Source organism: Saccharothrix saharensis (genome assembly GCF_006716745.1).
Taxonomy (GTDB): Bacteria; Actinomycetota; Actinomycetes; order Mycobacteriales; family Pseudonocardiaceae; genus Actinosynnema; species Actinosynnema saharense.
In genome coordinates this window covers 6,943,355-6,969,315 of the sequence record NZ_VFPP01000001.1, presented here as the reverse complement: position 1 = coordinate 6,969,315, position 25,961 = coordinate 6,943,355, and the positions used below count along the sequence as shown (strand labels likewise).

Genomic DNA, 25,961 nt, shown 5'->3' with positions numbered 1-25,961 from the left:
CGACCCGGTCTCCCGCCCTCGGGACACTGATCACATGCCGCACATCGAGTTGGACAACGCCCTGCCCGGGATCGCCGGGCTGATGAACTACCGCCCCGAGACGGGCCGACCGCTCACCGAGCTCACCGAGGTGCTGTTACGCGGACCGAGCACCCTGTCCCGCGGTGAGCGCGAGCTGATCGCCACGCACGTCTCCGAGTTGAACCAGTGCAAGTTCTGCGCGGGCTCGCACGCGGCCTTCGCGGCGGCTCAGCTGCCCGAGGACTACCAGCACACGGCGAAGCTGATGGCGTTGATCGACATCGCGACGGCGGTCACCGAGAGCGGGCGCGCGGTGACCGCCGAGTTGATCGCCAAGGCCAGGGAGAACGGCGCGACCGACCTGGAGGTGCACGACACCGTGCTGATCGCCGCGATGTTCTGCGCGGCCAACCGCTACGTCGACGGGTTGGCCACGTGGGCGCCCGACGACCCGGAGGCGTACAAGAGGATGGCCGACAAGATCGTGCCCCACGGCTACCCCTCGATCATCGGCATCAGCTGACCGCGCCGGGGACTCGACGCGGTCGGCCGATCGCGCCGGAACTCGCCCCACCACAGTGCTCCCGCGCGGTCGACCCGCACGGCGCGGAGGTCGACGTCGGCGTACGACCCGACCTCCGCGCGCACCAACGGCCACGGCGGCCCGGGATCGGGCCGGGCGCGACGAACCGCCGCAGATGTCGAAGCCGAGCGTGTCGAAGCCCGCCCCGGCCGGGAACCCGGCGTCCTGGCCGTACCCGGCGCCGACGACGAGAGCGCCCTTGCCGGTGCCGTCCACGTCGGCGAAGCGTCCGCACGGTGATCGTGCCCAGCCGGGCACGGGTCGGCTCGCCACCGGAGATGTGGTGATCGGCGGCGACGATGTCCCGGGCCCGGTCGACCACCCGCCCCACCTCGGCGCGCGCCTCGTCGTCGTGCAGCGGTCATGGCCCGGCGAACGGGCGTCGCGCCGCGACCAGGTGCCCCACACGGCGTCGCAGTCGGTCCGGTCCGGTGCGGGCGTGCCGCCGGCGATCAGCGTCAGCGACGCCACCCGGTCGGGGACGTCGAGCGCCAGGCTCTGCGCGATGCCGCCGCCCGTGTAGCCCGGCTCGCCGGGCGGGTAGGTCACCGACCGCCCGGTGTCGCGGTGGTCGTACCGGATGACGTACCGCCCACCCTCGGCCGGCCGCGCGCCACACCGGACAGGTGCTGGAGCGTGGCGACCTGCTCGGCCGCCCGCGCCACCGGGCGCAGCGGCAGGACCATCACGCCGAACCCCGGCTTCACCCGGGCGGTCGAGGCGGCCACCGTCGCGAGCACCAACGTGGCGTCGAGGAAAGGGCTGACCGGGATGAGGTGATCGCCGCGCCGCACCGACTCCGGGCCGAGCCCTTCGGCGTGCCGCGCGTACTCCACCGCGTCGGACCCGAACCCCGGCAGCGCGATCCCGACGTCCACCACTGCGCCTCCACGAAGGAGCCGCTCAGCTCGTCGAACCCCGTCGAGCGGGAAGTGCGCACCACATCCCCCTAAGAACACCGGGGTGCACCCTCACCCCGTGTGACCTCCGGCTAACCCGAGGTCAAATCGAGGGTTGTGAATGTAAGCCGAGTCACTCTAGAGTCCTGGGAGCGCTCCCAGGGAGCGCTCCCAGAAGCGTCGTCAACCGTCAGAGCAGACGGAGGAGACCCAAGTCCATGAGATCGCTTCCTTCTCCCCGGTGGCGCCGCCAAGCCACCGCAGCACTCGCAGTAGCGGCGGTGAGCGGCGCGCTAGCGTCCGGAACGGCCTACGCAGCCGACTACGAACGGCTGGTCAACGGCTCGTTCGGCAACGGCTCGGCCGACCCGTGGTGGGCCAGCGCCGGCGTGTCGAACCGCGTCACGAACGGCGAGCTGTGCGCCACGGTCACCGGCGGCACGGTCAACCCGTGGGACGCGCTGATCGGTCAGAACGGCGTGCCCTTCGAGGCCGGCCAGTCGTACACGATGTCCTTCGACGCCTACGCGTCGGTGGCCCGCCCGGCCGCCGCGGCGGCCGGTGAGGGTGTCAGCCCGTACCGGCAGATCGCGAAGCACGACATCGCGCTGACCACGACGAAGCAGCGCTTCACGTTCACGTTCACCTCGGAGCTGGACTTCCCGGACGCGGGCTCCGGCCAGGTGACGTTCCACCTGGGTGCGCAGGCGGCCGACACGACCGTCTGCGTGGACAACGTCTCGCTCATCGGCGGCGTGAAGCCGCCGGGCGGCGACTCGGGCGTGCCCGCGAAGAAGATCAACGTCAACCAGGTGGCGTACGCACCCGGCCTGCCCAAGCAGGCGACGCTGACCTCCACCGCGACGGTCGCGCAGGCGTGGGCGCTGAAGAACTCCGCCGGCACCACCGTGGCGACCGGGCAGACCGTGCCGAAGGGCACCGTGGACCCCGAGTCGGGCGACGCCACGCACCTGATCGACTTCTCGTCGTACGACACCCCGGGCACCGGCTACACGCTGACCGTGGGCACGGAGACGAGCTTCCCGTTCGACATCGCGACGGACCAGCTCAAGAAGCTGCGCTACGACTCGCTGGCGTACTTCTACCACAACCGCAGCGGCATCCCGATCGAGGCGCAGTACGTCGGTGACGCCTACGCGCGCCCCGCCGGCCACCTCAACGTCGCGCCGAACCAGGGTGACAACAACGTCCCCTGCCTCGCGACCATCAGCTGCGGCTACACGCTGGACGTGCGCGGCGGTTGGTACGACGCGGGCGACCACGGCAAGTACGTCGTCAACGGCGGCATCTCGGCGTGGCAGGTGCTCAACACCTACGAGCGCGCGAAGCTGATCGGCGACGCCGCGGCGCTGGGCGACGGCAAGCTGAACATCCCGGAGAAGGCCAACGGCGTGCCGGACATCCTGGACGAGGCGCGCTGGGAGGTCGAGTTCCTGCTGAAGATGCAGGCGCCCGACGGCATGGTCCACCACAAGATCCACGACCAGAACTGGACCGGCCTGCCGCTGCTCCCCCACCAGGACCCGCAGGCCCGCCGGCTGTCCGCGACCAGCACGGCCGCGACCCTGAACACGGCCGCGGTGGCGGCCCAGGCGGCCCGCATCTGGAAGACGATCGACCCGACGTTCTCGGCGAAGGCGCTCGCGGCGGCCACCAAGGCCTACGCGGCGGCGAAGGCGAACCCGAACAAGATCGCCGACCCGAACGACGGCACCGGTGGCGGCTCCTACAGCGACGCCACGCTGACCGACGAGTTCTACTGGGCCGCGGCGGAGATGTTCACCACCACCGGTGAGTCCTCCTACCGCAGCGACCTGACGTCGTCCACGCTGTACAAGGGCAAGAGCCTGAACACGCGCGGCTTCGACTGGGGTTCCACCGGCCCGCTGGGCGACATCACGCTGGCGCTCGTGCCCAACGGCCTGCCGGCGGCGGACGTCGCGGCGATCAAGTCGGCGTTCACCGCGGTGGCGGACGGGCACCTGGCCAAGATGGCGGGCCAGGCCTACCCCGCGCCGTACAGCCCGACCGAGGGCTACGACTGGGGTTCCAACGGCCTGGTCGCGAACAACATCTCGGTGCTGGCGCTGGCGCACGACTTCACCGGCCAGGCCAAGTACCGCGAGGGCGTGTTCCAGGGCCTGAACTACCTGCTGGGCCGCAACCCCTTGTCGTACTCGTACGTCTCGGGCTACGGCGAGCAGCCGGTGAAGAACGTCCACCACCGGCACTGGGCCAACCAGCTCGACCCGACCCTGCCGACCGCGCCGCCCGGCGCGCTCTCGGGTGGTCCGAACAGCGCGTTGCAGGACCCGATCGCGGCGCGCCTGCTCACCGGCTGCAAGGCGCAGAAGTGCTTCGTCGACCACATCGAGGCGTACTCGGTCAACGAGGTCACGGTGAACTGGAACTCCGCGTTCGCGTGGATCTCCAACTGGGTGGCCGAGAAGATCACGACCGCGCCGCCGGTCGACACCACCGCCCCGTCGACGCCGGGCACCCCCGTGGCGTCCGACATCACCACGACGGGCGCGACGCTGACGTGGACGGCGTCCACCGACGCGGAGAGCGGCGTCAAGGAGTACGACGTCATCTCCGTCGAGGGTGACGCGCTGCGCGTGGTCGCCACCGTCACCGGCCCGTCGGCGACGCTGACCGGGCTGCGGCCGGACACCGCGTACCAGTTCACCGTGGTGGCGAAGAACGGCGCGAACCTGCGTTCGGCGATGTCGCCGCAGGTGAGCGTGCGGACCAAGCCGGACGTGGTGGCGGGGTACTGCAAGGTGACCTGGCAGGCGTCCACGTGGTCCACCGGCATGTCGGTGAACATCACCGTGACGAACACCAGCGCCTCGGCGTGGAACGGCTGGAAGCTGGAGTTCACCATGCCGGGCAACCAGCGGATCACGCAGGGCTGGTCGGCCACGTGGTCGCAGTCGGGTCAGGCGGTCTCGGCGACGAACCTGTCGTGGAACCGCACCCTGGCGCCGGGCGCGTCGGCGGGTATCGGCTTCAACTCCTCCGGGACCGGCTCCACCACCAAGCCGACCGACTTCCGCGTGAACGGCAACCCCTGCACCTCGGGGTGATCTCCTGACCGGGCGTCCACCACACGGACCGCCCACCTGGACCGGGGGCGGGCTTCCCACGAAGCCCGCCCCCGCTCTTTCCCGCGTGTCGAACCTCCAGGCCCCGAGTGTCGAACGCTCAGGTACCCCGAATTCAACGCTCAGGTCTCCCGGCTCCGACCTGAGTGTTGAATTCACGGGTCCTGAGCGTTCGACACGCGGGGCCTGAGCGTTCGACTCACGGGGTGGTGGCGTTGCGGGAGCGGCGGGTCGGGGGTGGGGGGTCGAGGACGACCTGGGCGACGGTTCTCAGGCGTTCGAGGGTGGTGCGGGGCGGTGGGGTGGCGACGCGGGCGCGGAGCAGGGGCAGGCCGTCGCCGGACAGGGCGTCCAATCCGACGGCACGGCCGCTCATCGCCAGGACCAGTGACTCGGCGTCACCGCGCACCGGCGCGCCCGCGCCCGAGGTCCAGCCCGTGTCGACGGCCTCCAGCCGCAGCCCCGCCAGCCGGGAACCGACCCCGTAACCCGGTGACGGCTTGGCCGCCAGGTGCTGGAACGCCACCCACAACCGGTCCTCCGGCACGTCCCGCGCGATCCCCAGCGGCACGCGCACGTCGTAGTCGTGCAGCACGATGTCGGTCAGCACGGGGTCGTACCCCGACCGCGGGATGGTGGTCCTCGACGTCGACCACCGGCGCAACCGCGACGCGATCTCCGCGGTCGACCGACGCGCCGCCCGCGCGGTCAGCACCCGGTTGAGCCGGTCGAAGTCGGCGGCCATGGTGACGATGCCCCAGTAGATCTTCACCTGGCCGAACCGGAGGTACGTGGTCAGGTGCGCGCCGACGTCGTGCACCGTCCACCCCTCCGACAGGCTGGGCGTGGCCAGTTGGCCGGGATCCAGCCCGTCGAGGAGGTCCGCCATCCGCCGCCGCTCCTGGACGAGCATGTCGTGGACCTTCATCCGGCCACGTTAGGTCGCCCCGCCCACCACCCGCTTATCCCGACTTGCCGACTTCAGCGCTTGCGGACTTCACCACCGCCAGGAACCGCTCCGGCGCGTCACGCAGCACGTTGTGCCCGGCGTCCCAAGCCTCCAACCGCCACGACGGATCGTCGCGCAACCGCTCTTACGTGGTGGCCAGGGGACTGTCCGGGAAGTCGGCCATGAACAGGTAACGACGATCGGTCACCCGGTCCACCGCCCCGCTGATCGACGCACGCTGCGCCAGCGTCGCCAGCGGGTGCGGCGTGGCCCGCTCGGGCCGCGACCTGCCGCCGTTGCTCCTGGACGACGACGAAGGGGTGGCGGTGGCCGTTGGTCTGCGCACGGCGGCCGGCGTGCACGGCACCGAGGAGTCGTCCACCAGGGCGTTGGCAAGCTGGAGCAGGTGCTGCCGGCCCGGCTGCGGCACCGGGTCGCGGCCGTGCGGGACGCGATCGCGGTGATGCCGGTGGAGGGCCCGGTGTCCGGCCCGGCCGCGTTGGGCGTGCTGGCGGCGGCGTGCCGGGACCACGAGGTGGTCGCGTTCACCCACCGCGGCCGGGAGCGGCGGGTCGAGCCGCGCAGCCCGGTGACCGCGTACCGGCGCTGGTACCTGCCGGCCTACGATCCGGCGCGGGACGACTGGCGGACGTTCCGGGTCGACCGGATGGACGCCCCGCGCGCCGGCGGCCGTGGTGCGGTCACGCCTGGTGGTGGTGCTGCCGGGACGGGTGGAGCCGGTCGACGACCGGACGTGCCGGGTGCGGTCGGGCGCGGACGAGATCGAACCCGTGGCCGCCGACCTGCTGCCGCTCGGCGCCCCCTACGCGCTCGACGCCGCGCCGGAGGTGCTGGCCGCGTCGCGGGACGTGGGGTCCGGGCTCACCGGTAGGCGTCCTGACCCACCGGGCGGATCAGGACCTCGTTGACGTCCACCGTCCGCGGCTGGCCCACCGCGTACAGCACGGCGCGGGCCACGTCCTCCGGCTCCAGCTTCGGGTCGGCCGCGCGGGACGGCGGGATGCCGCCGGTGTCGGTCAGGCCGGGCTGCACGAGCGTCACGCGGACGCCCGTGCCGACGCACTCGGCCCGGATCGCCTGGGCCAACCCGGTCACCGCCCACTTGGTCGCCGAGTACAGGTTCCCCGGCCGCACCCCGCGCCCCGCCGCCGACCCGGTCAGCACCAGGTGGCCGGCGTGGCGCATCAACGCGGGCATCGCCGCCCGCGCGGTGAACGCGGGCCCGCACACGTTGGTCAGCACCATGTCGCTCCACTCGGCGGGTGGCGCGCCGTCGGTCGACGTGAACGACGTGACCACGCTCGCGCCCGCGTTGGCGAACACCACGTCGAGGCTGCCCCACTCCTCCTCGACCCGGCCCATCAGCGCCGCGACCTGCTCGTACACCCGGACGTCGCACGCGGCCACCCACACCCGGTCGGGACCGCCGAGCCGAGCCGCGAGTTCGGCGAGCCGCGTCGTGTCACGGGCCGTGAGGACGAGCCGGTAGCCGGCCTCGGCCGCCAACCGCGCGGTCGCCGCGCCGATACCCCTGCTGGCCCCGGTCACCAGGAACACCCCTTGCGCCATGCCCCGCACGTTACCGCTGGTTAGATCGAAATCACCGGATCGGAGCAACAGTTGAGCCGTCCGTGGCGTCTTAAGGGGTATCCACTTGATTGGGGGCACATGAACATCAACCGCAGGTTCGCGCTGGGGCTCGGCTCGGTGGCGGCGGCGAGCGCCGTGCTCGGGTCGACCGCCGGGACGGCCCAGGCGCAGACCACCGAGGCGGAGTGGGACGCGTTGATCCCGACGACAGCCGAGCTCGCACGCCGCAAGATCGCGCTGAAGTACGCGTGGGAGACGGCGCGGGCGCGTGGCACCTGGTCGTCCTACATCGGCGTGGCCGACCCCGACGGCACGGTGAAGCCCGCCGTCGACGCCCAGGCGGACCGCGTGGTCGAGGCCTACAGCGTGAACAAGATCGCCGTCGCGGTGGCCGTGCTGGACAAGGTCGACCGCGGGTTGATCCGGCTGGACCAGCGGGTCGAGGTCACCTCGGACATCGTCATCCGGGACACCGACGGCATCTTCCACCTCGACGGCGGTTACCCGAGCTCGGTGACCGTGGGCCACGCCCTGGCCAACCTGCTCACGGTGTCGGACAACACCGCGGTGCGCCTGTGCGGCCTGGTCGTGCCCGCCCTGGAGCTGAACGAGATCCTGCGCGCCAAGGGCTTCGTGCACACGCAGGTCGTGCCGGTCGCCAACCCGAACCGGTTCTACCTCGGCACCACGACGGCCCGCGAGACGTTCACGATGCTGCGCAAGCTGGCGGCGGGTGAGCTGTTGTCGCCGGAGTCGACCCAGCACCTGTTCACGGTGCTGCGGTCGCTGACGTCGTTCACCGACGGGATCAGGCTCAACCTGTCCTCGGCGGAGCGGTTGAACGTGGCGACGAAGGCCGGCTGGGAGGCCGACGGCCGCAACGAGGCCGGCATCGTGTTCGACGTGAACGGCAAGCCGATCATCACCTACGCGCTGTTCGCGTCCGGGCAGTACAGCGGCGACCAGGCCGTGAACGCGGACAACTACGGCGCCACCCACCCGGCCCTGCGCGCCCGCGCCGCCCTCGGCCGGTCGCTGTACGACTCGGTCCTCCGCATCACCGCGAACACGCCGCGCACCTACCGCACCCCGCAGTACCGCCCGGGCAACGGCGGCTGACGGCACGTCGGAGCCCGCCCCACGCTCTCGGGACGGGCTCCGACGTGGTCAGGAGTCCTTGAGCCCGACCAGGAACTTCCGCCACTCCCCCGCCGGGAAGGACAGCGTCGGCCCCGTCGGGTTCTTCGAGTCCCGCGTCGCCACGCCCTCACCCACCGGCATCACCTCGACGCAGGACTGCCCCTCTCCGCTGAAGCTGCTCTTGCGCCAGGCCGCGCTCGACGAATCACCCATAGCTGCCCCGATTTCCCTTCGTGCCTAGCGGTTGGCGATCTCGGCAATCATCTCTACCGAGTCGTCGGGGCTCTTGGCCACTGCCACCAACCGGTCGAAGTCGGCTCGGAACCGCTCGATGTCGGCCTCCGCCTCCAGGAAGATCTCGCCGGCCTGGCTGTCGACGTAGATCAAGTCGGTGTCGAGCGGGTCCTCGAAGTCCATGACGACGAATTCGCCCGGCATCCCGGGGTGCGCGCCCGCGCCGAACGGGACGACCTGGATCGTCGTGCCCGGAGTGGCGACTGCTTCCCGCAAGCGGTTCAGTTGCGCTCTCATGACCTCCCCGCCCCCGACCCAGCGGTGCAGCGCGGCTTCGTCGATGATCGCCCAGAGCCTGATCGGCCGTTCGGTCGTCAGGACGGCCTGTCGCTCCATTCTGGTGCGCACCCGATCTTCGACTTGTTCGGGGGATGCCGCATACGAAATCCCGCGAACCACGGCCCGGGCGTAGTCCTCGGTCTGGAGCAGCCCGGGCACGAACATCCCGGCGTAGTTGCGGATGCCGTGCGCCTCGCGCTCGAAGCTGATGTAGGTCGTGTACTCCTCGCGGAGGCTTTCGTGCCAGGGCTGGATCCAGCCTTCTCCGGCCGACTGCTTGTAGAGAGCTTTCAGGCGGACCTGTTCGTCGGTCGGGACGCCGTACAGCTGCAAAAGCATGTCGAGGGTCCGGTACTGGGGACGGGACCGGGCCGTCTCGATGCGGTAGAGGGTGGTGGAGTGCAGGCCGGTCCGCTCTTCCACGTCCTCCCGCCGCAGGCCGGTGCCGTCGCGAAGTCGTCTGAGCTGACCGGCCAGCCTGCGCAACCGGATGGTCGGCGTGCTCCTCTTCGCGGCCAAGGTGTCGGTCCTCCTCAATCCTGCATGGCGAATGCAAGGCACCCTTCTGCGTTTTTTGCATTCCATCTCGGCTGCGGGCAGCCTTGCCGGCGGTCACCGTATCGGCGACGCAGCGTAATCACCAGCGCCTTGGCCAGTGGGGCGAAAGGAGAACCGGGATGACCGAGCAGGAGTTCACCGAATTGGTCCGGGAAGTGGCGTACGAGGAAGCGCCACGGATGTTCGCCATCGTGGAGGAGTACGGCGAGCGGGAAAGCGTGCGCGTGGCCGGTTACGGCGTCGCGTTCGAGGACCGGGCCGAGGTGAGCGCGGTGGAGGGCGGCTTCCGGCTCAGCTCCCAGAGCCCCGAGAACGCCCGCGCGCTGTTCGAGATCAGCTCGCGCTCGGCCGGGACCCGTCGGGCGCACCTCGTCTGGCTCGACCGGTGACGAGCAGCACGCCCAGGCCGAGCACCGTCAGCACGAACGCGATGGCGAACGCGCTCCGGTACCCCATGGCCTGGGCCAGCCCCAGCAGCGGCCCCGACACCATGGCGCTGATCGTCAACGTGTTGGTGTACATGGTCGTCGCGTATCCCGGCCGGTCGGGGACCAGGCCCTGGAAGTACGAGATGCCCACGCCCATCACGGCCGAGATGAAGATCGCGTGCAGCACCTGCGCGGTGGCCACCTGCCAGGTCGCGGTGGTCAGCAGCAACGCCGCGTAGTACAGCAACGCCACCACACCTCCCGCGAGCACGAGCACCTTGTGGTCGACGCGCAACGCCAGCGCGCCGAACGCCGGCATCAACGGGATCTCCAAGGCGGCGCACAACCCCATGATCAGGCCCGCGTCGGACGTGGTGCCGTGCAGCACGTCGGTCACGTACAACGGCAGCACCAGGAAGCCCACCATGTCCGCGCCCTGCAACAGCACGAACGCCACCGCCGCCGACACCAGGACGCGACGCGGCGAACCGTCCCGCGCGGCCACCGGCCCGGACGCCCCGCCCAGCGCCGGCAGCAGCACGACCGTCACCAGCGCCGCCGCCAGGTACAGAACGGCCGCCACGGCGAACAGCCCGGCGAACCCGCCGCGGTCGATCAGCACCGCACCCACCGGCGGTCCGACCACCCACGACACCGAGAACACCATGCGCACGGCGCTGACCACCAAGGGCCCCTTGGCCGAACCGCTGCGCTCCACGACCTGCCGCGCGTAGGCGAACGTCTGCGGCACCAAAGACGACGCGACTGCCACCAACGTCGACGACACGACGAGCAGCAGCCAGTAGTCGCGCGTCACCGCGAACAGCCCGTACGCCGCCGTCGCCGCCACCGCGCCCCACACGATCACTCCGCGCCGCACGGCCCGCGCGTCCGACAACCGCCCGATGACCGTGCCGACGACCAGCGCCGCCACCGAGCCGGCCAACAGGAACGCGCCCACCGCGACCGGGCCCGCCGCGACGTCTTTGATCAGGAACGCGGACAGGAACGGCCCGGCCAGCGCGTACCCGACGCCGGCCAACAGGCTCACCGCCAGCAGGGGGACGAACGTCCGCGACCCCGCGAGGTCCATGGACCGATCCTCGCGCGCCCCGGCGGCCTCGCGCGGGAGCCATTCGACGGAACACGCGCCCGAGCCGGACAGCGCACCGACAGCGCGAACTCCAGCCGGATCCCGCGAACCGGGGTGGCGCGGCACAGGTCCAGCCGGACCACCCGAAGCCTGACCAGGCCGCGCGGAACCCAGGCCGCGCAGAACCCGAGCCGGGCGATGCGGACCCCGGCCGGATACCGCAGAGCCCAGCGGCACACCGCATGCCCAGCCGGGCACCGCGAACCCGGACAGGCACCGTGGACCCGGGCCGGGCGGCGTGGTGAAGCACGCCGCCCGGCCGGTCAGGCGACTACTTCCGCGGCACCTTCGGGAACTCCTGCGTCGGACTCTCGTCCGCCGGCGGGTTCTGCGGGTCCGGTCGGTCCTTCCGGTCGGCGTGGCTCATCGTCGCTCCTCTCGTCCATCGGCTGAGTGGTCGCAGGGCGGTCGGGGTGGGGGATGACCAGGACCGTGACGTCGTCACGGCTGCCGCGCGCACGTGCCGCGGCGAGCAGGTGTTCGGCGCACCGCTGCGGGTCGTCGCCGTGGTCGAGGAGCAGGGTGCGCAGCTCGTCGTGGGGCACCTTCAGCCCGTCCGACGCCAGGACCAACAACCGGGCCGTCGCCTCGAAGCCCTCGACGCCGTACAGCGGCACGCGGCCCACGTGGTGGCGCAGTTTGTGGTCGTGGGCGGCGGCCTCGGTGTCGGGGACGCCTTGTTGCCGCAGTTCCTCGCCCAGGGTGTGGGGGGTCGTGAAGCGGCTCAGGGTGCCGTCGTCCTTCAAGCCGTAGGCGGCGCTGTCGCCGGCGTAGGCGACGCGCCAGTGCTCACCCGCCCGCACCGAGGCCACGACGATCGCACCACCGGGCTCGGCACGGTCGTCGTCCGGGTCGGCGTAAGGCGCCGCGGCCGCGACGACGCCCAGCACGGGTGTCCCCCGGGCCGCCATCCGCGCGGCGACAACGGCGGCGGCGCGGGCGAAGTCGGCGACCTCCGGTGTCGAGCCGATCCCGTCCACCACCGCCGCCGCGAACGTGCCGCGGTGGCTGTCGTGGGCGTGGGCGTCGGCGTTGAGCGGGCGGTTCGGGCCCCGGGAGGTCGCCACTCCCACCTGGACTGGCGTGGTCATGGTCGGGACCGTAGGGCCGCCGCACGGCCGAAGCCGCCGGAACCACCCGATGGGCCACTCCCACCACACGGCCGGGCGATGTCCGCGCAGACCTGGACCGGTGGGGCGGGATTCCACCCCGGATCGAACGCAGAGCGACGTATCCAGCGCCCACCGTGACACTCCTGTCAGTCAGGGGGTGAGCGATGACCGACCTGCTGCACCTGCGCGCGGAAGGGCCCGAGGTGCGCCCGGCGCTGCGCGAGTCCCAGGAGATCCAGGGCAACGTGCTGGCCGCGTTCAACAAGGACCACCAGGTGTTCCGGTTCGTCCGCTTCACCGACGAGAAGCTGGGGCGCACCTGGCTCGCCGCCATGCTCGGGCACATCGCCACCACCGCCGACGTCGAGGACTTCAACGAGGTGTTCTCCCTCGGCCGCACGATGTTCGGCGGCGACCCGGCCGGGCTGAAGGCGACCTGGGCGAACGTGTCGCTCACGCCCGGTGGCCTGGTCGAGCTGAGCATCAACCCCGACGCGACCCGGGAAGACCTCCGCGAGCACTTCCCGCACACGGCCGAACAAGCCGCGCGGGCCAACGGCGACACCGACGACTCGGCACCCGCCCGCTGGCTGTTCGGCCGGGCGGACCAACGCGTGCACGCCGTCGTCACGGTCGCCTCCGACGACGAGGACCGCCTGGCCGCCACCACGCGGAACCTGGACGTGCTCGACACCCTCCTCGGCGTCACGGTGGTCCACGAGCAGCGGGCCGCCACGCTCCCCGGCGAACGGCGCGGGCGCGAGCACTTCGGCTACAAGGACGGCGTGTCCCAGCCGGCCGTGCGCGGCTTCCACCACGAGGATCGCGACCGGCCCGGGCACCGCGCGGCACGGCCCGGGGAAGTGCTCGTGAACGCGGGCGAGTTCGTGTTCGGCCACCCGACCGAGTCGGCACGCCCGGAGGCCGCCGCGTGGCTCGCCGACGGCTCGATCCAGGTGATCCGCCGCCTCACGCAGGACGTCGAGGGCTGGCACGACGCCGTCGAGCGCCACGGCCGCGGACCGGAGCTGATCGGCAGGCACCCCGACGGGCGTCCGCTGGCCGGGGTCCGCGCCAACGACTTCGACTACTCCGACGACCCCACCGGCGCCGTCACGCCCTGCCCGGCGCACATCCGCAAGACCAACCCGCGCGCCTTCGCGCACCGGACGCCCCGACAGCACCGCATCCTGCGCCGGGGCATCCCGTTCGGCCCCGCCGACGACGGCGACGGCGAGCGCGGCCTGGTGTTCGTGGCCCACTGCACGTCGTTGGCCGAGCAGTTCGAGTTCATCCAGCAGACCCGGGCCCGCAACCCGGACTTCACGCCGGGCGAGCGCGGCGCGCCCACCGGTGTCGACCCCGTCATCGGCGGCGGGTTCGTGCGGACCACCGGCGCGCTGTACGCGCTGGTGCCGTCGGTGAGCACGCTGCGCCTGCTCGCCGCGGGCCGGGAACTGCCCCGCTAAGGGGTGACGGGCAGCCGGTCGTGGCCGCCGTCCACGACCGGCTCCCACCCGGTCGCGTGCCGCCGCACCAGCTCCGCCGCGACCGCGTCGAACGGCCGCGCCCACACCTCCTCGTTGAACACCTCGACCTCCACGTACCCGGCGTACCCGGTGCCGGCCACCAGCGAGGTCAGCCCGACCAGGTCGATGTGCCCGTCACCGGGCAGCCCGCGCCCGAGCAGCACGTCGGCGGGCAGCGGCGTGATCCAGTCGCACACCTGGTAGGAGTGGATGCGCGGACCGGCCCGCCGCACGTCGGCCGCCAACGCCGGGTCCCACCACACGTGCAGGGCGTCCACCACGACACCGACCACGTCCGCCGGGTACGGCGCGGCCAGCTCCAACGCCTGCGCCAACGTCGACACCACGCCCCGGTCCGCGCAGAACACCGGGTGCATCGGTTCCAGCGCCAACCGCACCCCGGCCGAGGCGGCGTACGGGGCCAGCACCTCCAGCGCCGACGCGACCCGCCACCGCGCCGCCACCAGGTCCCGGTCCGGCACTCCGCCGGGCACCAGCACCAGGCACTGGGCGCCCAGCGCGGCGCTCTCGTCGATGGCCCGCCGGTTGTCGTCCAGCCGCTGGTCCACGCCGGTGAAGAACCCGCCGCGGCACAGCGACGACACCTCCAGCCCGGCCGACGCCACCAGCGCCGCAGTCCGCTCCAGCCCGTACTCGGCCACGGGGTCGCGCCACAGCCCGACCCCGCCGATCCCGTGGCGCGCGCACACGTCGACCACCTCGGGCACGGACGCCCGCTTCACCGTGGCCTGGTTCAACGACAGCTTCACGTCAGCACGCCCATCAGTCGTCCCCACCGCCGGGCGGCCAGGTCCGGGTCGGGCAGCAGCCCGGCCAGGTCCGCCAACCTCAGCGCCTCGCCGAGGTGCACCACGTCCCGGGCCGACTGCAAGCCGCCGACCATGCCGAACGCGTCCTGGAAACCGCCCAGCCACGCCAGGAACACCACACCGGTCTTGTAGTAGTAGGTGGGCGCGCCGAAGATGTGCCGCGACAGCGCGACCGTCGGCCCCAGCACCTCGTCGTACCGGGCCCGGTCGCCCGAGTCCAGCGCCCGCAACGCGGTCGACGCGGCCGGCGCGATGGCGTCGAAGATGCCCAGCAACGCGTCGCTGTGCCCCTCCGCGTCGCCCGCGATCAGCTCCGGGTAGTTGAAGTCGTCGCCGGTGTAGCACCGGACACCGGCCGGCAGGGCGCGCCGCAACCCCACCTCGTGCGAGGCGTCCAGCAGCGACACCTTCACCCCGTCGACCTTGTCCGGGTAGGCCTTGATCAGGTCCAGGAAGTGCCCGGTGGCCGTGGGCACGTCCGACGAGCCCCAGTAGCCCTCCAGCGCCGGGTCGAACGCCGTGCCCAGCCAGTGCAGCACCACCGGCCGGTCGACCTCCTCCAGCAGCGCCCCGTACACCTCCTGGTAGTCCTCGGGCCCGCGCGCCTGCGCGGCCAGCTTGCGGCTGCACATCAGGATCGGCTGCGCACCCGCCTCCACCACGGCCGCCAACTGCTCGCGGTACGCCGTCAACGGGTCGGCGGTGTCGTGGTCGGTGCCCACGCCCGCCGCCAGCCGGCCGGTCGCGATCGACGCGCTGCGCCGGATCAGCTCCAGCGCCGTGTCCCAGTCCAGGCCCATGCCGCGCTGCGCGGTGTCCATGGCCTCGGCGACGCCGAAACCCTGCTCCCACAACCGCACCCGGTACGCCAGCGTGGCGTCCCAGTCGAGCGCCGCGGGCGCGCCGGGGACGTTGCCGCCGAACGGGTCCGCCACCACGTGCGCCGCCGCGAACGCGACCCGCGACCCGAACTGCCCGGTCTCCCACGTCCGCGGCGGGGACAGCCGGTGCTCGCGCAGCGAGCCGTCCCGGCCGGGCAGCACCACGGTCGTCACGCCGGCACCTCGACCCGGCGGCCGGTGGCGGAGGACTCCAAGCCCAGCGCGGCCAGCCGCACCGTGCGCACCCCGGAGTGGAAGTCGTGCGCGAACGGCGCGTCGACCGCGACGTGCTTGAGGAACTCCTCCCACTGCACCATGAACCCGTTGTCGAACACCTCGTTGTCCGGCACTTCCTGCCACAGCGAGCGGAAGTCGGTGGGCTGCGGCACGTCCGGGTCCCACACCGGTTTCGGGGTGATCGCCCGCGACTGCACCTTGCAGTTGCGCAGCCCGGCCACCGCGCTGCCGTGCGTGCCGTCCACGTGGAACTCGACCAGCTCGTCGCGGTTGACCCGCGTCGCCCACGACGAGTTCACCTGCGCCACCACGCCGCCCGCCAGCTCGAAGATCGCGTACGCGGCGTCGTCGGCCGTCGCCGCGTACGGCGCGCCCTGCTCGTCCCACCGGGTCGGGATGTGCGTGACGGCCCGCGCGGTCACCGCCTCCACCGGTCCGAGCAACCCTTCGAGCAGGTAGCTCCAGTGGCAGAACATGTCCACGACGATCCCACCGCCGTCCTCGGCGCGGTAGTTCCACGACGGCCGCTGGGCGGCCTGCCAGTCGCCCTCGAACACCCAGTAGCCGAACTCGCCGCGCACCGACAGCACCCGGCCGAAGAACCCGCCGTCCAGCAGGCGCTTGAGCTTGCGGATGCCGGGCAGGTACAGCTTGTCGGCCACCACGCCGTGCTTCACGCCCGCCGCGTCGGCGTGCCGGGCCAGCGCCAGCACCTCCTCGGGGGTGGCCGCGACCGGCTTTTCGCTGTAGACGTGCTTGCCCGCGTCGATCGCCGCGGTCAGCGAGGCGGCGTGCGCCGACGTGACCTGGCCCTCGAAGTAGACCGACACGTCCGGGTCCCCCAGGGCGGCGTCGAGGTCGGTCGTCCAGCGCGGGAGGTCGTGCCGCTCGGCGATCTCCTTCAGCTTGGCGGCGTTGCGGCCGACCAGCAGCGGCTCGGGGACCAGCACGTCGTCACCGATCCGGACACCGCCGCGGTCGCGGAGGGCCAGGATCGACCGGACGAGGTGCTGTCGGTACCCCATCCGCCCGGTGACCCCGTTCAACGCGACGCCGATCGTGCGCACCGCCATGCGTACACCCCGCTCAAGTCCGTGGAAAGCGCTTTCCAACACGCTACGGTCGGCTCCTCTCGGACGTCAACCTCCCAGGCGGCTAGTCTCGGCCGTCCAGGACGCGAAGGAGGCGGCGTTGACGTCGCGGCAGGTCACGCTGGCGGAAGTGGCGAAGGAGGCGGGCGTCTCGCTCGCCACCGCGTCACGCGTGCTCAACGGCAGCACCCGGCAGGTCAGCGAGGAGCTGCGGGAACGGGTGCTCGGCACCGCGCGCCGGCTCGGCTACCTGCCCAACGCCTCGGCGCAGGCGCTCGCGCGCAACTCCAGCGTCCTGGTCGGTCTCGTGGTGCACGACATCGCCGACCCCTACTTCTCCAGCATCGCCGCCGGTGTGACGAGGGTCGCCGAGGACGCCGGGCTGGTCGTGGTGCTCGGCACCACCGGCCGCGACCCGCGCCGCGAGGTGGAGCTGGTCAACACGCTGCGCGCGCACCGCGCCCGCGCCCTGGTCGTCGCGGGCAGCCGCACGACCGACCGGTCCGCGTCCCGGCTGCTGGCCGAGGAGATCACCGCGTTCACCGCGCAGGGCGGCCGGGTGGCGTGCGTCTCCCAGGCCAAGCTCGGCACCGACACCGTGGTGCCCGCGAACCGGTCCGGCGCCCGCGCGCTGGCCCGCCGGCTCGCCGCGCTCGGCCACCGCCGGTTCGCCGTGCTGGCGGGCCCGCCGGACCTGCTGGTGGCGCGCGACCGGCTGGCCGGGTTCAAGGCGGGCCTGGCCGACGAGGGCCTCGACCTGCCCGACGGGTGCGTCATCACCAGCGGCTTCACCCGCGACGGCGGGCACGCCGCGGTGGCCGACCTGATCGCCGCGCGCACCGGCGCGACCTGCGTGTTCGCCGTGAACGACGTGATGGCGCTCGGCGCGATGGCGGGCCTGCGCGAACACGGGCTGCGGGTGCCGGAGGACGTCTCGGTGGCCGGGTTCGACGACATCCCCACCCTGCGCGACCTGGTGCCGGCGCTGAGCACGGTCCGGCTGCCGCTGGAGGAGATGGGCGAGCGGGCGGCCCGGCTGGTGCTGGACGACGTGGTCGCCGCGCCGCGCACGGTCCGGGTGGCGGGCGAGGTGGTGCTGCGCGCGTCCACGTCACCGCCCAGCGGTACCGGACTGCGCTGACCGGCGGTTACGCTCTACTCTGGACACCGTTCGACCACCCCTCACGAGGAGTGATCCCTTCCGTGCGCGACGCGCAGTCCCCGGGTAGCAGTACCGAGCCGGGTCCGATACCCGGCTGCCAGCTCCGCCCGGCCCTCCCCGGGTGGGCCGCATGACCATCCTGCTCAGCCTGCTCGGCCTCGCCGCCGTGGTGGTCCTCACCATCGGCACGTTCATCGCGGTCGCCGCCGAGTTCTCCCTGACCGCCCTGGAGCGCAGCACCATCGAGGCGCACGTCGCCCAGGTGGGTGACGCCAAGGCGCGGACCGTCGACAAGGCGCACCGGTCGCTGTCGTTCCAGCTCTCCGGCTCGCAGCTGGCGATCACCATCACCACCCTGATCACCGGCTACATCGCCGAACCGGCCATCGCCGAGCTCATCTCGCCCGCCCTGACCGGCGTCGGCGTGCCGCTCGCGGTGGCCGGGCCGATCGCGTTGACCCTGGCGCTGGCGCTGGCCACGTCGCTGTCGATGGTGTTCGGCGAGCTGGTGCCGAAGAACCTGGCCATCGCCAAGCCGCTGGAGACCGCCCGTGCGGTCGCGGGTGTGCAGGCCGGGTTCTCCGCCGTGTTCAAGTGGCTGATCACCTGCCTGAACGGCACCGCGAACTGGCTGGTGCGCAGGCTCGGCGTGGAACCCGCGGAGGAGCTGGCCTCGGCCCGCTCGCCGCAGGAGCTGGGCGCGTTGATCCGCTCCAGCGCCGAGCAGGGCACCCTCGACCCCGGCACGGCCACCCTGCTGGACCGCTCCCTGCGGTTCGGCGACCGCACCGCCGAGGAGCTGATGACGCCGCGCGTGCGGGTCGAGTCGCTGCGCGTGGACGCGACCGTGCTCGACCTCGTGGCGAAGGCGCGGGAGACGGGGTTCTCCCGCTTTCCCGTCTACACCGGCGACCTCGACGAGGTGCGCGGGATCGTGCACGTCAAGCAGGCGTTCGGGGTGCCCCGGTCGCGGCGCGCGACCACGCCGCTGTCCGCGCTGACCCGGCCGGTGCAGACGGTGCCCGCGACGCTGGAGGGCGACGCGCTGCTGGACCGGCTGCGCGCATCCGGCCTGCAGACCGCGCTGGTCGTGGACGAGTACGGCGGCACGGCGGGCCTGGTCACGCTGGAGGACGTGGTCGAGGAGATCGTCGGCGACGTGCGCGACGAGCACGACCGGCGGGAGACCTCGCCGGTGCGCAGGCTGGGCGGCGAGGCGTGGCTGGTGTCGGGGTTGCTGCGGGACGACGAGGTCGCCGAGGCGACCGGGTTCCGCATGCCGCAGGGCGACTACGAGACCGTGGCGGGCCTGGTGCTGGCCCGGCTGGGCCGCATCCCGGACACCGGTGACGAGATCCGGGTGGACGACTGGCGGATCACCGTGGTGGAGATGGACCGGCACCGGGTGGCCGAGCTGCGCGTGGCCCGGGTCGAGGAGTCGGGGGTGTCGTCGTGATCGCGCTGGTCGTCGTGCTGCTGCTCGCGGGCAACGCGTTCTTCGTCGGCGCCGAGTTCGCCATCATCACCGCCCGGCGCGACCGGCTGGAGGCGTTGGCCGAGCAGGGCAGCAGCCGGGCCCGCACGGTGATCAAGGCGGGCCGGGAGCTGCCCCTGCTCATCGCCGGCGCGCAGCTCGGCATCACGCTGTGCTCGCTCGGCCTGGGCGCGCTGGGCGAACCGGCCGTGGCGACGCTGCTGGAGGCACCGTTCCACGGCGTCGGCATCCCCGAGGCGGTGCGGCACGGCGTGGCGTTCGCGCTGGCCCTGATCATCGTCGTGGCGCTGCACACCGTGCTGGGCGAGATGGTGCCGAAGAACCTGGCCATCGCGGGCCCCGAGCGCACCGCGCTGCTGCTGGTGCCGGCGCACCTGTGGTTCTGCCGGCTGGTCGCGCCGCTGCTGCGCGGGTTCACCGTGGTGTCGACGGCGGTGCTCAAGCTGGTGGGCGTGACGCCGCGCGACGAGCTGGAGTCGGCCTACACCCGCGACGAGCTGGCCCTGCTGATCGGGCAGTCGCGGCAGGAGGGCCTGCTGGAGGACTCCGAGCACCGGCGGCTGACCCAGACGCTGTCCTCGGCGGAGCGGACCGTGGCCGACGTGCTGGTGCCGTTGGACCGGATCACGTCGGTGCCCGTGCGGCCCACGATGGAGCAGGTGGAGGCCGCCGTGTCGGCCACCGGCTTCTCCCGGTTCCCGGTGCGCGACGGCGACCGGCTGATCGGCTACCTGCACGTGAAGGACGTGCTGGACCTGGCCGACGCCGACCCGGCCACGCGGGTGCCGCCGAGCCGGGTGCGCGGCCTGCCGCGGGTGCCGGTGGACGCGAGCCTGGACGACGCGGTGGCGTCGCTGCGGCGCTCGCAGAGCCACCTGGCGCAGGCCGTGTCGGCCGACGGCGTGGTGCGGGGCCTGGTGGCGTTGGAGGACCTGGTCGAGGAGTACGTCGGCACCGTCCGCGACGGCACCCACGTGCGGCGCGAGCTGTGACGGGCGGCTGCCCGGCCCCGGTGCGGCCGTCGAGGCTGATCCCGACCGCACCAGCCTCGACGGCGGCGAGGCTGGTGCGGTCCGGCGCGAGGCCGCCGACGGCGACCGGGCCGGGGTGACCGCCCGGTGAACGGACCTGGACCCCGGGCGGCCACCACCGCGTCGGCGTCGTGCTCAGGATGACCACGACGCGGGCCACCGGCGATCAGCGGATCACGACGCCGGCCGCACAGCGGGCAGGCCGGCGTACTCGCGCTCGGCGGGCCGCGCCTCCTCCAGGGGCGGCACGCTGACCAGCTCCAGGTCCCGGTCGGCGGCCCGGTCGAGGGCCGCCACGATCCACGCCTCGAAATCGGCGTTGGCGGCCATCGCCGCGCGCCGCCACCGGTCCACCACCTCGCCGGCCGCGCTGACCCGCGGCATCACCGCCCGCGTCGTCCTCGACCCGGGGTCGCGGCTGTCCCGCAGCGCCCGGCGCAGCGCCGTGCGCGACCAGCCCTCGCGCTCGGCGCGGTCGAGCCACTGGTCCTGCTCGGCCGGCGGCAGCGCCGCGACCTCGGCGTGGTGCTGGAACGGCAGCCCGGCACGCCGCCGCGACGGCTCGAACTTGCGCGCGATCCACGCGTAGTTGCGCAGCGTCTGGTAGTCGAGGCCCACGGCTTCGACCGCCCTGCGGTACCTGCCGGTGTACTTGTCCTGGCCGTAGACGAGCCAGTCGCCCAGGTACCACGCCGACGAGCTGGCGATGCGGGAGATGCGCTGCCCCGCCTGCTCCCAGGACTCGAACGTGACGTCCCGCGGGAACGCCAGCCCCACCGGCGTGGTGAGGATCCGGCCTTCGACCGCGCCGCCGGGACGACGGCGCGGCACTGCGTTCACCTTGTCCACTTGCTCCCCCTGATCCGCTTTGGGTGTCCTTGGTACTCCAGGGGTCCTCACACACCGGTCAACTTCCGCTCACACCGTGAACCCGATCGGGTCGAACGGCGGACAACAGGTGACCGCCCTTCACCGGGAACCAGCCGGAAAGGCCACCATGACACCCACCGACGCCGAGATCATCGAACGGTCGCGGCACGAGCCGGACGCGTTCGCGGCGATCTTCGACCGGCACGCGCCGCACATCCGGCGTTACCTCGCGCGCAGGCTCGGCGACCAGGTCGCGGACGACCTCGTCGCCGAGACCTTCCTCGCCGCGTTCGACAAGCGGCGGCGCTACGACCGGGCCCGACCGGACGCCCGCCCGTGGCTGTACGGCATCGCCACCAACCTCGTCGGCCGACACCGCAGGCAGGAGGCCCGCCGCTACCGCGTGGTCCCGGCGGAGCCCGCCGACCTCGACCACGCCGAGCGGGTGGCCGCCGAGGTGACCGCGCACGCCGCCCGGTCGCTGCTGGTCGGGGCCCTGGGCGGGCTGTCCGCCGAGGACCGCGACGTGCTGCTGCTGGTGGCGTGGGAACAGCTCGCCTACGAGGAAGTCGCGGCCGCGCTGGCGATCCCCGTCGGCACGGTCCGGTCCCGCCTGCACCGGGCCCGGCGCAAGGTCAAGCAGGCCTTGGGCGGTCAGAACCCCACCGAAGTCGAGGAGTTGCTGAGCAATGGATGACCTGCAGCTGTTGCGCGAACTGGGCGACGAGACCCCCTTGCCCGACCACGCCGCGCTGGCCCCCGCCCGGGCCGCGTTCCTGGCCGGCGTGCCGGTGCGCCTGCGCAAGCGCCGCACCCGCTACACCCTGGTCGGCGCCTCGTCCATCGGCCTGGCCGCCGCCGTGGCCGCCACCATCACCCTGCTGCCGACCGCGGCACCCGCGCCCGGCGGACAGGCGGCGCAGGCGCCCACGTCCACCTCCACCTCCACCTCGGCCGCCGAACCGGTGACCGACGCCGTCCGCCTGCTGTCCTTCGCCGCCCGGGCCGCCCGCGCCGAACCGGCCACCGCACCGCGCCCGGACCAGTTCGTCTACACCCGCAGCGCGGTCGGCTCCAACGGCGGCGCGCCGCGGGAGATCTGGCTGTCGGTCGACGGCACCCGTGACGGCGTCCTGCACGACCACGGCGAGCGGATCCCCATGCCGGGCTGCGCGAACGGCCTGCGGGACGTCGTCAAGGGCACCGAGGTCCTCGGCACCGAACCGTGCGAGCCGCGGCCCGCCTACCGGTCCGACCTGCCGACCGACGTGGACGGCATGCTCGCCTACCTGGACGCGAACGCGAGCGGCGAATCGGGCAGCGTCAACGCCCGCGGCAAGGACGTCCTGGGTTTGATCGACGAGTCCATGCTGTCCCCGCTGACGAGGGCCGCGCTCTACGACGCCGCCGCGCGCGTGCCGGGGCTCTCCGTGGTGCCGGACGCCCGTGACGCGGCGGGCCGGCCTGGTCTGGGCATCACCTGGCCCGTCCCGCCGGGCTCGTCACCCGGGGCCAAGCCGGTCATGGTCGTCTTCGACGCCGAGACCTACGCGCTGCTCGGCACCAACTTCCACTCGATCGAGGCGCAGGCCGTCGTGGACCAGGCCGGCCACCGCCCCTGACCACCGGGCGCGACCGGGCCCGACTACGGTTGGTCACGTGGACCCGCGTGACGAGGACGACGAAGAGGACGACTTCGACCCCGAAGAGGACGAGGACGACTTCGACGAGGACGGTTTCGACGAGGACGACGTCGAGGACGAGGACGACCTGTTCGGCGTGACCTCGGAACCCCGCACCATCTGCCACCTGTGCGGTGGTGCGGGGTTCATCGCCAACCCGACCTCCGCGGTGATCGGCGGCGCACCCCGGACCGTCGACAACGGCCGCGAGTGCCCCCACTGCACGGGCGCCCGCAAGTTCCCGGGCCTGATCCCCCCGCTCTGACCCCGCCGGCCGGGCGCCGACCGCGACCCGACGAGGAGACCGCGATGAACCCGTTCGAGGTGCCCCTGGACGACGAGCGCACCCAGCTGGACGCGTTCGTCGAGGACTACCGCGCCGCCGTCGAACGGACCCTCGACGGGCTCACCGAGGACCAGGCGCGCCGCAGGCTGGTCCCGTCCGCCACGACCCCGCTCGGCCTGCTCAAGCACGTCACGTGGATGCAGCGCGTGTGGTTCGAGGAGTGCGTCGGCGGCACCTCCCGCCGGGAGCTCGGCCTGGTCCAGGGGCCGGACGAGTCCTTCCGGCTCGCCGAGGACGACACCGTCGCCTCGGTCACCGCGGCTCACCGCGAGGCCTGCGCGACGGCCCGCGCGATCGTCGCGGACCTGCCGCTGGACACCGTCGTGACCGGTCACCGGTTGGGACCGCGCACCCTGCGCTGGGTGTACCTCCAGGTGCTGCGCGAGCTGGCCCACCACTGCGGCCACGCCGACATCCTGCGCGAACAGCTGCTCGCCGGCTGAGCGCGCCGGACCGCCGCCGGGAGACCGGGCGCCGGCCGGTTCACCGCGCCGCGGCCACCAGCTCCGCCTCCCGGAACCCCTCCGGCGAGAGCCCGCGCCACGTCGTCACCAGCGCGCCGACCTGGATCACCGTCGCCACCACCCACACCGCCCGCAGCCCGAACCCGGCCGCCACGAACCCGCCCGCCAGGGCACCCAACGGCGTCAACCCCCAGGCCAGCGCCCGGTGGCTGGTCAGCACCCGCCCCAGCAGCACGGGCGGGGTGAAGCGCTGGCGGCTCGACTGCGAGCACACGTTCCACACCATCACGATCGCCGACTGCACGAAGACCACCACCGCGATCATCCACGCCCGACCCGGCAGCACGGCCAGCAGCAGGATGGTCGTCACCATCCCCACCTGGGCCAGCCGCATCGACCACGCGTACCCCAACCGGTCGACCACCCGCGCGACCACGAACGACGACACCACCCACCCGGCGGCCATCACCGCCAGCATCACGCCGTACCCGACCGACCCCAACCCCAGCAGCTCCTTGACGTACAGCACGAACATCGCCATCGTCGCGGCCGCCGCGAACGACCCGAGCGCCACCGCCACCGTGATCGACAGCAGCAGCCGCGTGCCGACCAGGAACCGCACCCCTTCGGCGATGTCGCGCAACGGGTTCGTGGTCGACGGCGTCGCCGGCGCCGAGCGCAGCCCCTTCACCAGCGCCAGCGCCACCACAGCCGCCCCGACCGCCACCCACGCGGGCGTGCCGAGACCGAACGCCACCAGGAAACCGGCCGCCGGCGGTACCACGAACTGCACGACGCCCCGGTCGATCACGATCAGCCGTGCGTTCGCCGTCGCCAACCGGCCCGGCTCCACCACCTCGGGCACCAGCGCGCCCGTCGCCCCGTCACCGAGCACCTGCGCCGACGTCACCACGAACGCCAGCACCACCAGCAACGGCAGGCTCACCGCGTCCGCCACGCCCGCCACCGCGAGCGCCAGCGCGGCGCACCCCTGCACCAGGTACGCCGACGCGAGCACGGCGCTGCGCCGGACCCGGTCGACCAGCACACCGGCGAACAGCGAGAACAACAGCCACGGCGACTGGCCCACCACGTTGACCAGCGACAGCTGCCGCGGGTCCGAGGTGATCGTCGCCGCGATCCACGGCAACACCGCCAACATCAGGCCTTCGGCCACCGAACCGGACACCGCGACGGCCTGCAGCCGCACCCACCCCCTGGACATGGTCGACACCCTGCCAACCGGGACTGGCGCAGCCCGACGTTTTAGCGTGGAGTGAACCCATGGCCCTCCGCTTCGCCGTGTCACCCCTCTGGGAGACGATCGCCGGCCTGCGCGTGCTGGCCGCGCCCGGCCTCTCCCCGGTGCACCAGCGCTGGATCGCCTGGGCCGAGGAACGCCTGCTGCCCCTCGGCGCGGACCCCTCGCCCCTGCACGACCTCGCCACGAGGCCGGTCGTGCCGGAGTTCCTCATCCCGACCCCGGGCGTGCGGTCCGAACGCGTCGAGGTCGAGATCGACGCGATCGCCAAGGCCACCCCCGAGCGGATCACCGCGGCCGTGGACGACCCCCGGCTCCGGTCCGCCCCGGCGGCGGCCATCACCGCCATGCAGGAACGGCTGCGCGCCGTGCACGACGCGATCATCCTGCCGGTCTGGTCCCGGCTGGAGGGCGTGCTCCAGGGCGACGTGGAGCGGCGCGGCCGGCGGCTGGTCGAGGCGGGCGGGCCGACCGTGCTGGCCGAGCTGCACGCCGAGGTGTCGTACCGCGCGCCGCACCTGACCGTGGCCGACCGCACGGTCGACATCGGCGAGCGCGACCTGGTCCTGGTGCCCTCGGCGTTCACCTGGCCGCACGCCTACCTCCGCGACAGCCCGGTCCGCCTGGCGCTGTGCTACCCGGCGCACGGCTTCGGCTCGCTGTGGGAGCGCTCGGACGCGCCCACGAACGACGCCCTGGCCCGCCTGGTCGGGCACACCCGCGCCCGGCTGCTGTGCGAGCTGGAACGCCCCAGCACCGTCACCGAGCTGGCGACCAGGCTGGGCGTCACGGTCGGCGCGGTGTCGCAGCACCTGGGCGTGCTGCGGGCGGCGGGTCTCGCGGTCAGCCGCCGCGAGGGGCGCGAGGTCGTGTCGCTGCGCACCGGGCTCGGACTGGCCCTGGTCCAGGGCGAAGTACCCTGATGCG

28 protein-coding genes and 1 pseudogene are annotated in these 25,961 nt (G+C 72.8%); 16 read left to right on the top strand and 13 right to left on the bottom strand.

The features are described from left to right. Positions 1-34: 34 nt before the first annotated feature. Complete coding sequence (locus FHX81_RS31875) at positions 35-544, top strand: carboxymuconolactone decarboxylase family protein (RefSeq protein WP_141982165.1); 510 nt, start codon at positions 35-37, stop codon at positions 542-544. A gap of 259 nt (positions 545-803) precedes the next feature. Continuing rightward, positions 804-1,127: a hypothetical protein gene (locus tag FHX81_RS31870; RefSeq protein WP_211363611.1), complete on the top strand. Its 324-nt coding sequence runs from the start codon at positions 804-806 to the stop codon at positions 1,125-1,127. Positions 1,128-1,149: 22 nt separating this feature from the next. Here FHX81_RS31870 and FHX81_RS31860 read toward each other — a convergent pair whose 3' ends face one another. Continuing rightward, a complete protein-coding gene (locus tag FHX81_RS31860; protein ID WP_141982162.1) occupies positions 1,150-1,482 on the bottom strand; it encodes an LLM class flavin-dependent oxidoreductase in 333 nt (110 codons plus the stop codon). A 302-nt stretch (positions 1,483-1,784) separates the two neighbouring features. Between FHX81_RS31860 and FHX81_RS31855 the strand changes: the two genes are divergently transcribed. Then, positions 1,785-4,613: a glycoside hydrolase family 9 protein gene (locus FHX81_RS31855; RefSeq protein ID WP_246108068.1), complete on the top strand. Its 2,829-nt coding sequence runs from the start codon at positions 1,785-1,787 to the stop codon at positions 4,611-4,613. A gap of 217 nt (positions 4,614-4,830) precedes the next feature. On the opposite strand, the gene FHX81_RS31850 is transcribed toward FHX81_RS31855, so the two are convergent. Together FHX81_RS31850 and FHX81_RS43080 are read right to left on the bottom strand one after the other, a co-directional pair. Next, positions 4,831-5,559, bottom strand: a complete 729-nt coding sequence (locus FHX81_RS31850; RefSeq protein WP_141982158.1) for a maleylpyruvate isomerase family mycothiol-dependent enzyme — start codon at positions 5,557-5,559, stop codon at positions 4,831-4,833. A 166-nt stretch (positions 5,560-5,725) separates the two neighbouring features. After that, on the bottom strand, positions 5,726-6,133 hold the full coding sequence (locus FHX81_RS43080) for a hypothetical protein (RefSeq protein WP_246108355.1): 408 nt from the start codon (positions 6,131-6,133) through the stop codon (positions 5,726-5,728). Here FHX81_RS43080 and FHX81_RS43075 point away from each other — a divergent pair. Next, positions 6,086-6,199: pseudogene (locus tag FHX81_RS43075) on the top strand (DNA-binding transcriptional regulator); the annotation flags it as partial. The gene FHX81_RS43080 and the pseudogene FHX81_RS43075 overlap by 48 nt on opposite strands. A gap of 73 nt (positions 6,200-6,272) precedes the next feature. Continuing rightward, positions 6,273-6,509: a hypothetical protein gene (locus tag FHX81_RS43070; RefSeq protein ID WP_246108354.1), complete on the top strand. Its 237-nt coding sequence runs from the start codon at positions 6,273-6,275 to the stop codon at positions 6,507-6,509. Here FHX81_RS43070 and FHX81_RS31840 read toward each other — a convergent pair. After that, positions 6,463-7,170, bottom strand: coding sequence for an SDR family oxidoreductase (locus tag FHX81_RS31840; protein ID WP_141982156.1), 708 nt, complete (start codon positions 7,168-7,170; stop codon positions 6,463-6,465). The genes FHX81_RS43070 and FHX81_RS31840 overlap by 47 nt on opposite strands. Before the next feature lie 99 nt (positions 7,171-7,269). Here FHX81_RS31840 and FHX81_RS31835 point away from each other — a divergent pair, with 99 nt between their 5' ends. Next, positions 7,270-8,310: a serine hydrolase gene (locus FHX81_RS31835; protein ID WP_141982154.1), complete on the top strand. Its 1,041-nt coding sequence runs from the start codon at positions 7,270-7,272 to the stop codon at positions 8,308-8,310. A 48-nt stretch (positions 8,311-8,358) separates the two neighbouring features. Here the strand turns inward: FHX81_RS31835 and FHX81_RS31830 are convergent, their stop codons facing one another. Together FHX81_RS31830 and FHX81_RS31825 are read right to left on the bottom strand one after the other, a co-directional pair. Beyond that, positions 8,359-8,544 (bottom strand): DUF397 domain-containing protein, encoded by a 186-nt coding sequence (locus FHX81_RS31830; protein WP_141982152.1) that lies wholly within the window; start codon positions 8,542-8,544, stop codon positions 8,359-8,361. Positions 8,545-8,568: 24 nt separating this feature from the next. After that, positions 8,569-9,423 carry a helix-turn-helix domain-containing protein gene (locus FHX81_RS31825; RefSeq protein WP_211363610.1) on the bottom strand — a complete coding sequence of 285 codons (855 nt, stop codon included), beginning with the start codon at positions 9,421-9,423 and terminating at the stop codon, positions 8,569-8,571. A gap of 158 nt (positions 9,424-9,581) precedes the next feature. On the opposite strand from FHX81_RS31825, the gene FHX81_RS31820 reads away from it, so the two are divergent. Further along, on the top strand, positions 9,582-9,851 hold the full coding sequence (locus FHX81_RS31820) for a hypothetical protein (protein WP_141982148.1): 270 nt from the start codon (positions 9,582-9,584) through the stop codon (positions 9,849-9,851). On the opposite strand, the gene FHX81_RS31815 is transcribed toward FHX81_RS31820, so the two are convergent. Then, positions 9,796-10,983 carry a sugar efflux transporter gene (locus FHX81_RS31815; RefSeq protein WP_141982146.1) on the bottom strand — a complete coding sequence of 396 codons (1,188 nt, stop codon included), beginning with the start codon at positions 10,981-10,983 and terminating at the stop codon, positions 9,796-9,798. The genes FHX81_RS31820 and FHX81_RS31815 overlap by 56 nt on opposite strands. 323 nt (positions 10,984-11,306) lie before the next feature. Further along, positions 11,307-12,134 (bottom strand): PP2C family protein-serine/threonine phosphatase, encoded by an 828-nt coding sequence (locus tag FHX81_RS31810; protein ID WP_141982144.1) that lies wholly within the window; start codon positions 12,132-12,134, stop codon positions 11,307-11,309. Positions 12,135-12,319: 185 nt separating this feature from the next. Between FHX81_RS31810 and FHX81_RS31805 the strand changes: the two genes are divergently transcribed. Beyond that, positions 12,320-13,624, top strand: coding sequence for a Dyp-type peroxidase (locus FHX81_RS31805; protein WP_141982142.1), 1,305 nt, complete (start codon positions 12,320-12,322; stop codon positions 13,622-13,624). Here the strand turns inward: FHX81_RS31805 and FHX81_RS31800 are convergent. From FHX81_RS31800 to FHX81_RS31790, 3 genes are read right to left on the bottom strand one after another with little or no spacing between them, the layout of a single operon-like run. Then, a complete protein-coding gene (locus tag FHX81_RS31800) occupies positions 13,621-14,454 on the bottom strand; it encodes a sugar phosphate isomerase/epimerase family protein (RefSeq protein WP_246108067.1) in 834 nt (277 codons plus the stop codon). The two genes, FHX81_RS31805 and FHX81_RS31800, sit on opposite strands and share 4 nt — an antisense overlap. Continuing rightward, complete coding sequence (locus FHX81_RS31795) at positions 14,451-15,569, bottom strand: dihydrodipicolinate synthase family protein (RefSeq protein WP_141982138.1); 1,119 nt, start codon at positions 15,567-15,569, stop codon at positions 14,451-14,453. Before FHX81_RS31795 ends, FHX81_RS31800 begins: the two co-directional genes overlap by 4 nt. After that, positions 15,566-16,705, bottom strand: a complete 1,140-nt coding sequence (locus FHX81_RS31790; protein WP_141982136.1) for a Gfo/Idh/MocA family protein — start codon at positions 16,703-16,705, stop codon at positions 15,566-15,568. The genes FHX81_RS31795 and FHX81_RS31790 overlap by 4 nt, the downstream gene beginning before the upstream one ends. Positions 16,706-16,823: 118 nt before the next feature. Between FHX81_RS31790 and FHX81_RS31785 the strand changes: the two genes are divergently transcribed. The 3 genes from FHX81_RS31785 (at position 16,824) to FHX81_RS31775 (ending at position 20,372) form a co-directional block, all read left to right on the top strand. Next, a complete protein-coding gene (locus FHX81_RS31785) occupies positions 16,824-17,864 on the top strand; it encodes a LacI family DNA-binding transcriptional regulator (RefSeq protein WP_141982135.1) in 1,041 nt (346 codons plus the stop codon). A 151-nt stretch (positions 17,865-18,015) separates the two neighbouring features. Further along, on the top strand, positions 18,016-19,341 hold the full coding sequence (locus FHX81_RS31780) for a hemolysin family protein (RefSeq protein WP_141982133.1): 1,326 nt from the start codon (positions 18,016-18,018) through the stop codon (positions 19,339-19,341). Further along, on the top strand, positions 19,338-20,372 hold the full coding sequence (locus FHX81_RS31775; protein ID WP_141982131.1) for a hemolysin family protein: 1,035 nt from the start codon (positions 19,338-19,340) through the stop codon (positions 20,370-20,372). The genes FHX81_RS31780 and FHX81_RS31775 overlap by 4 nt, the downstream gene beginning before the upstream one ends. 213 nt (positions 20,373-20,585) lie before the next feature. Here FHX81_RS31775 and FHX81_RS31770 read toward each other — a convergent pair whose 3' ends face one another. Then, a complete protein-coding gene (locus FHX81_RS31770; protein ID WP_246108066.1) occupies positions 20,586-21,251 on the bottom strand; it encodes an LmbU family transcriptional regulator in 666 nt (221 codons plus the stop codon). Between the two features lie 157 nt (positions 21,252-21,408). Between FHX81_RS31770 and FHX81_RS31765 the strand changes: the two genes are divergently transcribed. From FHX81_RS31765 to FHX81_RS31745, 4 genes are read left to right on the top strand one after another with little or no spacing between them, the layout of a single operon-like run. Continuing rightward, positions 21,409-21,978: an RNA polymerase sigma factor gene (locus tag FHX81_RS31765; protein ID WP_141982128.1), complete on the top strand. Its 570-nt coding sequence runs from the start codon at positions 21,409-21,411 to the stop codon at positions 21,976-21,978. After that, positions 21,971-22,903: a CU044_5270 family protein gene (locus FHX81_RS40875; protein ID WP_170232241.1), complete on the top strand. Its 933-nt coding sequence runs from the start codon at positions 21,971-21,973 to the stop codon at positions 22,901-22,903. The genes FHX81_RS31765 and FHX81_RS40875 overlap by 8 nt, the downstream gene beginning before the upstream one ends. A gap of 37 nt (positions 22,904-22,940) precedes the next feature. Continuing rightward, the gene (locus tag FHX81_RS41435; protein ID WP_211363909.1) at positions 22,941-23,228 is read left to right on the top strand and encodes a hypothetical protein; all 288 of its coding nucleotides are present in this window, start codon (positions 22,941-22,943) and stop codon (positions 23,226-23,228) included. Positions 23,229-23,272: 44 nt separating this feature from the next. Continuing rightward, positions 23,273-23,752, top strand: a complete 480-nt coding sequence (locus FHX81_RS31745) for a DinB family protein (RefSeq protein WP_141982122.1) — start codon at positions 23,273-23,275, stop codon at positions 23,750-23,752. 40 nt (positions 23,753-23,792) lie between these two features. Here the strand turns inward: FHX81_RS31745 and FHX81_RS31740 are convergent, their stop codons facing one another. Then, positions 23,793-24,998: an MFS transporter gene (locus FHX81_RS31740; protein WP_141982120.1), complete on the bottom strand. Its 1,206-nt coding sequence runs from the start codon at positions 24,996-24,998 to the stop codon at positions 23,793-23,795. Between the two features lie 59 nt (positions 24,999-25,057). Between FHX81_RS31740 and FHX81_RS31735 the strand changes: the two genes are divergently transcribed. After that, positions 25,058-25,957, top strand: a complete 900-nt coding sequence (locus FHX81_RS31735) for an ArsR/SmtB family transcription factor (protein WP_141982118.1) — start codon at positions 25,058-25,060, stop codon at positions 25,955-25,957. Positions 25,958-25,961: the final 4 nt, after the last annotated feature.